Annotated in this window: 11 protein-coding genes; 6 read left to right on the forward strand and 5 right to left on the reverse strand. The window is 69.0% G+C overall.

Translation table 11 applies throughout. The annotated features are described in order from the left end of the window. The first annotated feature begins 1 nt into the window (after position 1). Positions 2-985: a ribose-phosphate diphosphokinase gene (locus OG947_RS04515; protein ID WP_027504070.1), complete on the forward strand. Its 984-nt coding sequence runs from the start codon at positions 2-4 to the stop codon at positions 983-985. A gap of 66 nt (positions 986-1,051) precedes the next feature. Here OG947_RS04515 and egtD read toward each other — a convergent pair whose 3' ends face one another. The 4 genes from egtD to egtA are packed head-to-tail and all read right to left on the reverse strand — an operon-like array spanning position 1,052 to position 5,401. Next, positions 1,052-2,038, reverse strand: coding sequence for an L-histidine N(alpha)-methyltransferase (egtD, locus tag OG947_RS04520; protein WP_328813213.1), 987 nt, complete (start codon positions 2,036-2,038; stop codon positions 1,052-1,054). Positions 2,039-2,087: 49 nt separating this feature from the next. Then, positions 2,088-2,819 carry an ergothioneine biosynthesis protein EgtC gene (gene egtC, locus OG947_RS04525; RefSeq protein ID WP_056447097.1) on the reverse strand — a complete coding sequence of 244 codons (732 nt, stop codon included), beginning with the start codon at positions 2,817-2,819 and terminating at the stop codon, positions 2,088-2,090. A gap of 3 nt (positions 2,820-2,822) precedes the next feature. Continuing rightward, on the reverse strand, positions 2,823-4,151 hold the full coding sequence (gene egtB / locus OG947_RS04530; protein ID WP_328813214.1) for an ergothioneine biosynthesis protein EgtB: 1,329 nt from the start codon (positions 4,149-4,151) through the stop codon (positions 2,823-2,825). Next, complete coding sequence (gene egtA / locus OG947_RS04535) at positions 4,148-5,401, reverse strand: ergothioneine biosynthesis glutamate--cysteine ligase EgtA (protein WP_222638290.1); 1,254 nt, start codon at positions 5,399-5,401, stop codon at positions 4,148-4,150. Before egtA ends, egtB begins: the two co-directional genes overlap by 4 nt. Positions 5,402-5,553: 152 nt before the next feature. Here egtA and OG947_RS04540 point away from each other — a divergent pair, with 152 nt between their 5' ends. The 3 genes from OG947_RS04540 to pth all read left to right on the forward strand — a co-directional run bounded on the left by OG947_RS04540 (position 5,554) and on the right by pth (position 8,350). Continuing rightward, complete coding sequence (locus tag OG947_RS04540) at positions 5,554-6,759, forward strand: aminotransferase class V-fold PLP-dependent enzyme (protein ID WP_328813215.1); 1,206 nt, start codon at positions 5,554-5,556, stop codon at positions 6,757-6,759. 246 nt (positions 6,760-7,005) lie between these two features. Next, positions 7,006-7,665: a 50S ribosomal protein L25/general stress protein Ctc gene (locus tag OG947_RS04545; protein WP_056447089.1), complete on the forward strand. Its 660-nt coding sequence runs from the start codon at positions 7,006-7,008 to the stop codon at positions 7,663-7,665. Positions 7,666-7,771: 106 nt separating this feature from the next. Next, positions 7,772-8,350, forward strand: a complete 579-nt coding sequence (gene pth, locus OG947_RS04550; RefSeq protein ID WP_328813216.1) for an aminoacyl-tRNA hydrolase — start codon at positions 7,772-7,774, stop codon at positions 8,348-8,350. 10 nt (positions 8,351-8,360) lie between these two features. On the opposite strand, the gene OG947_RS04555 is transcribed toward pth, so the two are convergent. Beyond that, positions 8,361-9,995, reverse strand: a complete 1,635-nt coding sequence (locus tag OG947_RS04555; protein ID WP_328813217.1) for a fatty acyl-AMP ligase — start codon at positions 9,993-9,995, stop codon at positions 8,361-8,363. 164 nt (positions 9,996-10,159) lie between these two features. Between OG947_RS04555 and OG947_RS04560 the strand changes: the two genes are divergently transcribed. Both OG947_RS04560 and OG947_RS04565 read left to right on the forward strand, forming a co-directional pair. Further along, positions 10,160-11,800 (forward strand): peptide chain release factor 3, encoded by a 1,641-nt coding sequence (locus OG947_RS04560; RefSeq protein ID WP_328813218.1) that lies wholly within the window; start codon positions 10,160-10,162, stop codon positions 11,798-11,800. 290 nt (positions 11,801-12,090) lie between these two features. Then, positions 12,091-12,435 (forward strand): hypothetical protein, encoded by a 345-nt coding sequence (locus OG947_RS04565; protein ID WP_231476131.1) that lies wholly within the window; start codon positions 12,091-12,093, stop codon positions 12,433-12,435. Positions 12,436-12,592: the final 157 nt, after the last annotated feature.

The following is a 12,592-nucleotide window of genomic DNA, read 5'->3' on the forward strand; positions in this document are numbered from 1 at the left end:
AGTGACCACAGCCAACTGGATCGACAACCAGAAGAACTTGATGCTCTTCTCCGGTCGCGCTCATCCCGAGCTCGCCGAGCAGGTGGCGAAGGAACTCGGGATCGAGGTCACCCCGCAGACCGCCCGCGACTTCGCGAACGGCGAGATCTTCGTCCGCTTCGAGGAGTCCGTCCGCGGCTCCGACGCCTTCGTGCTCCAGAGCCACCCGTTCCCGTTGAACACGTGGCTCATGGAACAGCTCATCATGATCGACGCGCTCAAGCGCGGATCCGCGAAGCGCATCACCGCGATCCTGCCGTTCTACCCCTACGCCCGCCAGGACAAGAAGCACCGCGGCCGCGAGCCCATCTCTGCACGCCTGGTCGCCGATCTGCTCAAGACGGCCGGCGCCGACCGCATCATCACGGTCGATCTCCACACCGACCAGATCCAGGGCTTCTTCGACGGCCCGGTCGACCACATGCACGCGCACAGCCAGCTCGCCGACCACATCCGTGAGGGCTACAACCTCGAGCACATCACCGTGGTCTCCCCCGACTCCGGCCGCGTGCGCGTCGCGGAGAAGTGGGCCGACTCGCTCGGCGGGGCGCCGCTGGCGTTCATTCACAAGACGCGAGATCCGTTGGTGCCCAACCAGGTCAAGTCGAACCGAGTCGTCGGTGACGTCGAGGGGCGCACCTGCATCCTGATCGACGACATGATCGACACCGGTGGCACCATCGCCGGCGCGGTGAAGGTGCTCGAGGAAGCCGGCGCGGGCGACGTCGTCATCGCCGCCACGCACGGCGTGCTGAGCCACCCGGCCGCCGAGCGCCTCGCGTCGTGCGGCGCCAAGGAGGTCGTCGTGACCAACACGCTGCCCATCAGTGACGACAAGCTGTTCCCGTCGCTGACCGTGCTCTCCATCGCACCCCTGCTCGGCAAGACCATCCGTGAGGTCTTCGAGAACGGGTCCGTCACCAGCCTGTTCAACGGCAACGCCTGAGAAACGACGTCACCGACCGACACTCCCCGCGGACCTCGTCCGCGGGGAGTGTCGTCGTCGGGCGCCCTACTTCCGGGCCAGCACCAGGGCGAAGCGCTCGTCGGAATCGGTCCAGAACTCGTCGACCGTCAGCCCCGCCGCGGCCAGTTCGCCGGTGATCGACTCGCGCCGGAACTTGGCGGAGATCTCGGTCCGCATCTCCTCGCCCGCCGCGAACTGCACGTCCAGGTCGAGGTCCGCGACGCGCACCGTGTGGTCGCGACGTGCGCGCAGCCGCATCTCGATCCACTCGTTGCGCTCGTCCCACACGGCGACGTGCTCGAAGTCGTCCACGTCGAAGTCGGCGTTCAGCTGCCCGTTCAACACGGAGAGCACGTTCAGGTCGAACTGCGCCGTCACTCCCTGCGCGTCGTCGTACGCGGGCACCAGAACCGCGGGGTCGATGACCAGCCCGACCCCGAGCAACAGGAACTCCCCCGTGTCGAGGGTGTTCGAGATGGCGGAGAGGAACTCGGCGCGCTCCTGCGGCACGAGGTTCCCCAGCGTGCCGCCCAGGAACGCCAACGTCCTGCGCCCGCCGGTGGGGACCCAGAACAGACCACTGTCCGGGCCGCCGGTGCTCGTGAAATCGCTCACCACACCGTGGATCTTGAGATCCGGGTACTGGCGCGACAACTCCTCCATCGCACCGGTCAACGCCGACGGCGACACGTCCTGCGGGACGTAGCGACGCAGGGTGCCGTGTTCCAGACCCGCGGACAGCAGCACCCGGGTCTTGTCCGACGATCCGGAGCCCAACTCGACCAGCACCTCCACTCCCGTCACGCGAGCGATCTCCGCGGCCCGTTCGGTCAGCAGGGCGCGCTCGGTGCGCGTCGGGTAGTACTCGTCCAACTCGGTGATGCGCTCGAACAGTTCGCTGCCCACGGCATCGTAGAAGTACTTCGGCGGCAACCATTTCGGCGTCGCGGTGAGCCCGCGGCGGGCATCTTCCCGCAGCGATTCCTGTAGATCACCCTCGGTGATGTGGATGTCCAGTGACGGCGCTGTCATGACGAACTCCTCGGTGCTGACGAGCATGGAAGGTGCAGGGGTGGAGCGGTCAGAAGGTGGTGATGTCCACGGATCCCGGTCGGGCGGAGACGAGGCACCGATCGGGCACCTGCTGCCATCCGGGCAGATCGTCGAGCGGTTCGGACGCGAGGACGACGCTGTCCTCGTCGTACCGGACGGAGAGCGAGTGGTAAAGCGTCGTCGCCCAAAGCGACTCGCCATCGCCGAGCAGCAGGTTGACGCGCGAGTCCGGAGCGGCGGCGTCGACGTCCGCCAGCAGACCGGCGAGTGCGTCCGCCGGATCGCGGTCCAGTAGCCGCTGCTGCAGAATCGCCCACAGCACAGCGGAATCCGTGGGTGCCGCCAACCGCAGCAGCGACTCGACGGGCACCTTCTCGGCGAGCGCGGAGACCGACTGCGGCCATCCGCGCACGACACCGTTGTGGCTGAACGCCCATCGACCCTCGACGAAGGGCGCGCACGCCGACCGCTCGACGGGCATGCCGACGGTGGCGGACCGCACGGCCCCCATCACCGCCACCGAGCGGATGTGGGTGAGCGTGTCGGTGACGGCCCGGTCACCCCACATCGGCATCGCGCTCCGATACGACGACGCGGTGCCGTTCGACCACCAGGCCGCACCGAAGCCGTCCGCGTTGATCGTGCCGCCGCCGCGCATCTCGCGGGGTGCGTACGACTGGGTGAGCAGCGATGTCGGGCCCGCGGTGAGCACGTCTCCGACGGTGCGCGCGGGTCCGAGATAGCCGACGTGTCGGCACATCCGCTACCGGTGTCCCACGTCGCGGGCGCACCGGAAGCCGGCGAAGATCTGGCGCCGGATCGGGTGGTCCCAGTTGCGGAACGTCGCGCGGACCGCCGTCTGGTCGGTGCCGAACGAGCCGCCGCGCAACACCTTGTAGTCGCCGCCGAAGAACACCTCGGAGTACTCCGGGTAGGGGAACATCTCGAACCCGGGGTACGGCTCGAAGTCGGACGACGTCCACTCCCAGACGTCGCCCATCAGCTGTTCGACGCCGAGCGGCGAGGCTCCCTCGGGATACGCGCCGACGTCGGCGGGTTCGAGGTGGCGTTGACCGAGATTCGCGTGCCGGTCGTCGGCGTCGTCGTCGCCCCAGGGGTTGCGCCGGGAGAGCCCGGACACGGGGTCGAAGCGTGCCGCCTTCTCCCATTCCGCCTCGGTCGGCAGGCGCTTGCCGGCCCAGCGGGCGTAGGCGTCGGCTTCGAACCAGCTGACGTGAACCACGGGCTGCGCTGCTCGAATCTGCTTCGCACGTCCGAAGACTCGACGCCACCACACACCGTCGTCGTCCTGCGACCAAGACTGCGGCGCGGTGAGACCGGCCTCGGTGCGGTGTGCCCAGCCGCGTTCGGTCCACAGCTCCTCGCGGTCGTAGCCACCGTCGGCGATGAACTGGAGGTACTCGCCGTTGGTCACCGGAGCCGCGTCGATCGCGAAGGTGGGCACCTCGACAGTGTGCGCGGGCCGCTCGTTGTCGAGGGCCCACGGATCGTCGCCGGTTCCCATCTCGAACGCGCCACCGGGGACGATGACCTCGACGTCGTGGGCGGGCGGCAGCTGGGCGCGGGGAGCGTCGGGTGCGTCCAGCACGGCGTCGCCGGTGCGCAGCTGATGTGTCGCCAGCATCGTCTCGTCGTGCTGCTGTTCGTGCTGCGCGACCATCGCGAAGACAAAGCCGTTCTCCACCAGCCGACTCTCGTCGAAGGTGCAGCGCTGCAGCGCATCCAGTGACAGGGCGCGCACGGTGTCGACGTAGGCACGCGCCTCGTCGGGCGACAGCAGATCCAGCCCCGGCCGGGTGGACCGTGCGTGGCGGAACGCGTCGTAGAGGTCGTCGATCTCCGGGTGCACCGCGTCGCGGCCGCCCACGTCGCGGACCAGCCACAGCTCTTCCTGGTTGCCGATGTGGGCGAGATCCCAGACCAGAGGGCTCATCAACGGCGACACCTGCTCGCGCAGCCCGTCCTCGTCGAGGCACCGGGTGAGCGCCAGGGTCCGGGCGCGGCTACGCACCAGCATCGATTCGAGCCGGCCGCGCAGCGCCACCGCGTCGACCGTCGTGTTCGCCGTCATCGTGAGAACTCCTTCCGAGCATCGCCTCGTGGTGGTGTCGCCGCTGTCCCTGGTGCCGTCGGCGGCTGGGCGGCGGAGCAGCGCGTCGCCGCGCGGCCCAGGGCTTCACGCGCCTCGCCGTGGCTGGAGTCGGCCGCGAGTGTCAGCAGCTCCACCGCAGCTCGCCGCAGCGCCTGGTCGGCAAGTCCGTCCCGCGCCGCGTCCTCCCACCTGTTCAGGGTGGGTTCCGCCAGGTCCAGCGCCTGATCGGCCACCGAGTCGGAGGACAGCAGGGCGTCCACCGCGTACATCGGCACCTCCCACGCCCCGTCGGGTTGGCCGTCGAGGTACCGGATCTCGAGGTGGCCGCTCGCACGCACGAGGGGAAACACCGTCGTCAGGTGGTAGTCCAGGTCGGCCGTCGTGGGGCGCCGACCCATGTCGTCGTCCAGGTCACCCTCGAGCCACTGGGCGAACGTGGCCTCGCGCGGCGGCGCGGCGAGGCGCCCGTCGCGTCGCACACACAGGAGCGGGACGTCCATGACCCAGCGTGCGTAGTCGCGGACGGGATCGACCCCGAGCGGAACACGCGTGCGGGTGCGGTCCAGTTCGAACCAGGTGCGCATGCGCTGCGAGGCCCACCGACCGTCGGGAACGCCGTACAGAGCGGGCGTGGTCGCGAACGCCGCCAGTAACGCCGGACCCACGGCATGCACTGTGGCCCAGCGCCGTCGGATCTGCTCGTCGTCGCCGCCGGCGTCCACACTGACCTGGACCGCGGCCGTGTTGCACATCATGAGCTTGCCGTACGGGCCGTACTGCTCGAAGCGCTGCTCCATCGCGCAGTAGCGCGGCAGCGTGAGCAGGCGGTCGGGAGGTCGCAGCGTGTCCGCGCCGCCTCCGGCGAGGGAGATCCCGTGCGAGTCGAGCAGGCGGGTCAACGTCTGCTCGTCGTCGCGCAACGCCTCGACGACGGAGGCGAGGGACGTGGCGGGCGAGGACGACAATTCGATCTGACCACCGGGCTCGACGGAGACGACACTTCCGGAGCGGAGGGCGAGTGCGGGGGACTCGGGCCGAAGAGACTGCGGGGTGTGGGCACCCAGTGCCTCGGCGAGCGAGTCGAGAGTGGGACGTGCACCGGACGGGGTCCGGGTGAACCATTCGAGTTCTGCGCCGATCAGAGTCGGCGGCCCCACCTTGAAACAGACCCGGGCGAGGTATGCCTCGGCGGCGGGCCGCGAACTGAGAGTGCCGGAAACGGCCGTCATGGATGCCTCCGCGGGGTGACGGTGGAGCGTGAAGTGGAACGGGCACTGCGTACGGGAAGAGGAGCGGACACTGCGTGTCCGGATGACGTCTACCCCCGCCCTTCACAGACTAATCGCTCCCGCGCACGGTCGCCGGTAGTGTCGGCGTCACTGTGAACGCCACCCCCGAGACGGACACCGTCGACGTGCTCGCCGCCCGCGCGGACACCCCTGCCGCCGAGCACGGGGTGTTCCTCGACAGCGCCGGCTCGTCGCTGCCGCCACAGCGCGTCGTCGAGACGGTCGTCGAGCACCTGCGCCGTGAGGCCGAGGTGGGCGGATACCGCGCAGCGCGTGAACGCTCGGAGGATCTCGCCGCGGTGCGCACGTCCGTGGAGATGCTGATCGGAGCCCCGACCGGCACCGTGGCACTGTCCGACAGCGCCACGCGGGCCTGGTGCGACTTCTTCTACGCGGTACCGCTCTCCCCCGGTGACCGCATCCTGGTCTCCACCGTCGAGTACGCCACCAACGCGATCGCCGCACTGCAGCGGGCGCGGGCGACCGGCGCGGTGGTCGACACCATTCCCGTGGACCCGTCCGGACGCATCGATCTCGAGGCCCTCGAGCGGATGATGGACGACCGCGTCGCGCTGGTCTCGCTCGTGCACGCGCCGACCAACGGCGGCCTGCTGAACCCGGTCCGGGAGATCGTCGACCTGGCCCACCGTCACGGGGCCCTCGTGCTGCTGGACGCCTGTCAGTCGGTGGGCCAGATCGCCCTCGACGTGGCGGAGCTCGGTGTGGACGCTCTCTCCGCGACGGGACGCAAGTGGCTGCGAGGACCGCGCGGTACCGGTTTCCTCCACGTCGCCCCGTCGGTGCTCGACACCCTGGAGCCGCGATCCCTGGATCTGCACAGTGCGTCCTGGACCGGCCCCGACTCCTACACCGTCGCCGACGACGCGCGGCGGTTCGAGACATGGGAACACGACGTCGCCGCCCGGCTCGGTCTCGGCGCCGCCGTCGATCTCCTGCTCGAACTCGGACCGAGCGCGGTGGAGGCCGCGGTGCGTGTGCGGGCCGAGCGGCTGCGGAACGCCCTCGCCGAGGTGCACGGCATCGCGGTGCACGACCTGGGCGACCACCACACCGGCATCGTGACCTTCACCGTCGAGGGCGTCGCGCCCGCCGCGGTGAAGGACGCACTGGCGGAGCGCGACATCACCGTCTCCGTCAGCCCGGCGTCGTCGACTCTGCTCGACATGACGGCCCGCGGACTGGACTCCGTCGTCCGGGCGTCTCCCCACTACTTCCTGACCCTCGATCAGATCGATCACGCCGTGGACGAGTGCCGGGCTCTGACGTCGCAGCGGTGACCCGCCGCCATCGGTGACGAGCAGGGGCGATTCGCGGCCGATCGGCGCGTTCGGGTAGTGTTCACGCCGTTGTCTCGGCGAGGGTGACGAGTGCGCAGTGCGTACGTCACCGTGATCGACGCAGGCGCGGTCTCGCAGCCGTCCTCGTTCGTGTCCACGCCGAGCGAGTAGTACCCGCAGCAGTCACACCGGACCGCAGCCGTTTCAGACCGCAGTCACACCAGATCTTCCGAGGAGCCCCGTCCCATGGCCAACGTTCTCAACGCCACCGTCCGCACCGAGTTCGGCAAGGGCGCAGCCCGCCGCACCCGCCGCGACGGTCTCGTCCCCGCCGTCCTGTACGGACACGCCACCGAGCCCAAGCACCTCTCGCTCCCGTCCCGCGAGTTCGCCGCCGTGCTCCGCGCCGACGGCACCAACGCCGTCATCGAGCTCCAGGTCGATGGCGAGAAGCACCTCGCCCTCACCAAGTCGGTCGTGGTCCACCCGATCCGTAACTACATCGAGCACGCCGACCTCCTCGTCATCCGTCGCGGCGAGAAGGTCACCGTCGAGATCAACGTCGTCGTCACCGGCGACGCGGCGCCCGGCGCCCTCGTCACCACCGATGCCAACGTCATCGAGATCGAGGTCGACGCGACCCAGATCCCCGAGCAGTTCGAGGTCTCCGTCGAGGACGCCGAGATCGGCACCCAGATACTCGCCTCGTCGATCGAGCTGCCGTCCGGCGCGACGCTGATCTCCGATCCCGAGCTCCTCCTCGTCAACGTCGTCGAGGCGCCCAGCGAGGCTGCACTCGAGGCCGAGGGCGCGGGCGATCTCGCCAGCAACGTCGCCGCCGAGGAAGAGGAGGCTGTCGAGGACAGCTCCGCCGCCGACGAGGCCGCAGCAGCAGACGAGAACTGATCCACCGAGCACCACCGCGGCGCGCCTCCCTCACCGGAGGCGCGCCGTTTCTCGTTCCCCCCTCCGCACGACCCCGCACGCCACGAGCTGAAAGCGACTGCCGCACATGACCGATCGCCCTGCTCTCGTCATCGGCCTGGGCAATCCCGGGCCGCAGTACGAGCGCACCCGACACAACGTCGGCGCCGTCGTCGTCGACACCCTGGCGGAGCGGATGCGAGGGTCGTTCTCGTCGCACAAGCGCAGCAACTCCGACGTGCTCCAGGCACGGCTCGGGACTCGCCCGGTCGTGCTGGGGAAGCCGCGGTCGTACATGAACGAGTCCGGCGGCCCGGTCGCCAACCTGGCCCGGTTCTTCTCCGTGGCGCCGGCGGACATCATCGTCGTGCACGACGAACTCGACGTCGATCTGGGTCGGGTGCGGCTCAAGGTCGGCGGCGGGGAGGGCGGGCACAACGGGCTGCGCTCGATCTCGAAGTCGTTGTCCACCAAGGACTACCTCCGTGTCCGGGTCGGGGTGGGGCGGCCGCCCGGCCGGATGGATCCGGCGTCGTACGTGCTCAAGCCGTTCGCCGCGTCCGAGCGCGACGAGGTGGCGGTCGTGCTGGAGGAGGCCGCGGACGCAGTGGAGCTGCTCCTGAAGGGCAGCCTCGAGGACGCGCAGAACCGCATCCACCGACCCTGATGCGCTGAGCTCAGCCGAGGAGCGACGCCGAGTTCGCGCGGCGGAGCTTGCCCGAGGACGTCTTCGGAATGGTGCCGGGACCGAGCACCGCGACCGTGCGAGGACGAACCCCCACTTCCGAGAACACCGCGTGCACGATGTCGTGCTCGATGCGCTTGACCGCATCCGGGTCGGCGATGTCGTTGGTCTCCGCCGCGACCGCGAAGCTCTCCCGCTTCTGCCCCGCGTCGAGACGGATCGCGACGGCATTGCCCGGCCGGACGCCCGCGACAGTGCCCACGGCACGTTCGATGTCGGTCGGATAGATGTTGCGGCCGCCCATGATGATGACGTCCTTGATGCGCCCGCAGACGACGACCAGGCCTTCCTCCGTGAAGTACCCGATGTCTCCGGTGTCGAGCCACCCGTCGTCGTCCTGCGCGGACACCGAGCCCTCCACCGTGATGTATCCGGGCGTCACCGCCGGCCCCCGCACGTGGATGACACCGACGCCGCGACTCGGGAGCACCTGGCCCTCGGCGTCGACGACGCGCCCCTCGAGATTCGGCACCATCCGCCCGAGCGTCGCGAGACGACGGACGTTGCCCTTGGTCGACGGAACGGCGCGGCCCATCACCTCGAGCAGGTCCGCGTCGACCACGTCGAGCACCTGGCCCTGATCACGGACCGGGATCGACACCGCGAGCGTGGTCTCCGCCATCCCGTAGACGGGTGCGAGAGCGGTCGGGGCGAGCCCGAACCGGGCGCCCGCGTCCGCGAGGGCGAGCATCGTGTCGGGATCCACCGGCTCGGCACCGTTCCACGCGTAGCGCAACGACGACAGATCGAGGGCCGTGTCGGCGGGCGCCTGCTTCAGCCTGCGCGCGAGCAACGAGTACGCGAAGTTGGGAGCGGCGGTGACGGTGCCGCGGTACTTGTCGATCAGCTGGGCCCACAGCAGCGGAGAGCGCAGGAAGTCGATCGGCGTGATGCTGACGACCTCGGCACCGACCTGCATCGGCACCGACAGGAACCCGACCATCCCCATGTCGTGGAACAGCGGGAGCCAGCTGACCATCACGTCGTCCTCGAGCGAGTACTCGATCCGATCGATCATCGCGTAGGCGTTGACGTAGAAGTTCTCGTGGGTGATGCGCACGGCCTTGGGAGATCCGGTGGACCCGGACGTGAGCTGCTGCAGCGCGATGTCGGACTCGTCGGTGGGCACGGGATCGGTGTCCTCACCGCCGCGCAGGTCGTCGATCGTCAGCACGGTGATCCCGCGTTCCTCCAGAATGGGCGCCGCGGCATCGAACGGTGCACCGAGCACCACCGCGGCGGCGTCGATCATCCGGATGACGGTCTCGGTGTCGGCACCCCACACGGCGAGATCGGTGCGCGGCGTCGGCTGATGCAGCATGGTCACGGACGCGCCGCGCATCCACGCCGCCTGGCACGACGGCGCGATGTCCACCGGCTGACCGGCCAGGATGCCGATCGCGTCCCCGCGAGAGACGCCTGCCGCGGCGAGCCCGCCGGCCATCCGACGCGCGACCGCATGGATGTCGCCCCACGTCTGCCGCAACGGTGCGTCGGGCTCACCGGTGACGAGACCCCGCTCGGTCGTGGCCGCGGTCGCGTACATCTCCTCGGTGAACCTGCTCAACGTCACTCCCTCGTCGGTGGTGCGTGCCGGGTGCGCGCACCACTGTTACATCCGGACGACGGTGACCGCTGTTACGGACGGACGGGCTCGGCGTGTCGGCCGAGTACCCTGGGTACGTTCCGACCAGTGATCCGCACAGCTGCGGTCACCGAAGAAAGGCCTTCGTGAGCACCCCGTCCGTCGACACCGACACCACCACCGCGGTCACCGCCGCCGGCACCACCCCGCCGAAGAACCTCCGGCGCGAGGTGGAGCGTCGTCGCACCTTCGCGGTGATCTCGCACCCCGACGCGGGCAAGTCGACGCTCACCGAGGCCCTGGCTCTGCACGCGCGGAAGATCTCCGAGGCCGGTGCGATCCACGGGAAGTCGGGTCGCCGCTCCACCGTCTCCGACTGGATGGAGATGGAGAAGGCGCGCGGTATCTCCGTGAGTTCGACGGCGCTGCAGTTCGACTACGCCGATCACACCATCAACCTGGTGGACACCCCGGGTCACGCCGACTTCTCGGAGGACACCTACCGCGTGCTGACCGCGGTGGACGCCGCCGTGATGCTGATCGACGCGGCGAAGGGTCTGGAACCGCAGACGCTGAAGCTGTTCCAGGTGTGTCGGCACCGCGGCATCCCGGTCATCACCGTCGTCAACAAGTGGGACCGGCCGGGCCGCTCCCCCCTCGAGCTGCTCGACGAGATCGAGGAGCGCATCGGTCTGACGCCGACCCCGCTGTACTGGCCCGTCGGTATCGCGGGTGACTTCCGCGGACTGCTCGACGTGTCGGAGCACCAGTACATCCACTTCACCCGCACGGCCGGTGGCGCGACCATCGCACCCGAGGAGTTCATGGACTCCGAGGCGGCGCAGTCCCGTGAGGGCGACGACTGGACCACCGCCGTCGAGGAGAGCGAGTTGCTCGTCGAGAGCGGGCAGCACCACGACGAGGACGAGTTCCTCGCGGGCCGGACGTCTCCGGTGATCTTCGCGTCGGCGATGCTGAACTTCGGCGTGCACCAGATCCTCGACACCCTCGTCTCGTTCGCCCCGGCCCCGGGCCCCCGTCCCGACGTGGCCGGTGGTGAGCGCGAGGTCACCGACCCCTTCAGCGCGGTCGTGTTCAAGGTGCAGGCCGGCATGGACACCGCACACCGCGACCGCCTCGCCTTCATGCGCGTGGTCTCCGGAGTCTTCGAGCGCGGCATGGTGGTCACCCATGCCCAGACGGGCAAACCGTTCACGACGAAGTACGCGCTGACGGTGTTCGGCCGCGAGCGCACCACGGTGGAGAACGCCTACCCCGGCGACGTCGTCGGGCTGGTCAACGCCACCGCGCTCGCTCCCGGCCACACGTTGTACGCGGATCGCAAGGTCGAGTTCCCGCCGATCCCGTCCTTCGCTCCCGAGCACTTCGCCGTCCTCCGTGCGGAGAGCGCGAGCAAGTACAAGCAGTTCCGTCGCGCCGTGGATCAGATGGATCAGGAGGGTGTCGTCCAGATCCTCCGCAACGACATCCGCGGAGACGCGTCGCCCGTCCTCGCCGCCGTGGGTCCGATGCAGTTCGAGGTGGTGTCCGCGCGCATGAAGTCGGAGTTCGGCGTCGAGGCGCGCATGGAGCCCCTGGGCTACTCGATCGCCCGACGCACCGACGCGGCGTCCGCCGGGGAGCTCGGTCGCCAGCGCGGCGTCGAGGTGTTCACCCGCACGGACGGCGTGATGTTGGCGCTGGTCAGTGACAAGTGGCGGCTCCAGTACATCCAGAAGGAGCTGCCGGACCTGCTGCTCGAGCCGCTGGTCGCCGCAGCCGACTGATCCTCTGGGACATCTCCACACCACCTCACCCCAAGATTGGTGTCATCTCCAATCCATAGGGTCAAAACTGTTCGCTGTTTCCTTCCCGTGGTACTTTTTCTCTGTTCGAACGTACTTCTGGTTTGTTCTTCGGAAGTACTCGAGTCACGTACCGAGACGATCGAGGAGCAGTCCGAGTAATGAGCGATGGATCAAGTGGGCCCCTCACGGGGATCAAGATCGGCAAGGCACCAGCCCACCGATCCAACGGGACACCTTCGAGCGTCACTCCGAGCAAAAGTGAGGTCGACATGACAACCAGTGATCAGATTTCCGAACACGCGTTGCCTGGCGGCAGCACGTCCACCAACGGATCGTCGAACGGCAGCAGCTTCGCTTCGGGTCGTCACCCGAGCCCCGATCGCCGCACGGCCATGGGCATCGCGTCCATCCGCATCGCGGGACGGCTGACCCAGAACGAGATCACCAGCCGCGACACGCGCCCGATGGATTCCTCCACCGGCCCCGACGAGCTGCTGCAGCTCCTCGGTGAGTACCTCACCTCCGGTGGGCTCGCGAGCCCCGAGCTGCACGTGCGTTCCAACGGCACGACCGTGGTGCTCGATCTGCAGAACCCAGCCAAGGGCTTCCGCTGATCCTCCCCTGACACACGAGAAAGGCCCCCGGCATCGCCGGGGGCCTTTCTCGTGCTGTCGTCATCCGTCCCCGTGACGCACGAAGGCGACCCGAGAAGAATCTCGGGTCGCCTCGTACTACTTCACGACGGACACAGTCGGGGGACGACCGCCGCGA

Source organism: Rhodococcus sp. NBC_00297 (assembly GCF_036173065.1).
Lineage (GTDB): Bacteria > Actinomycetota > Actinomycetes > Mycobacteriales > Mycobacteriaceae > Rhodococcoides.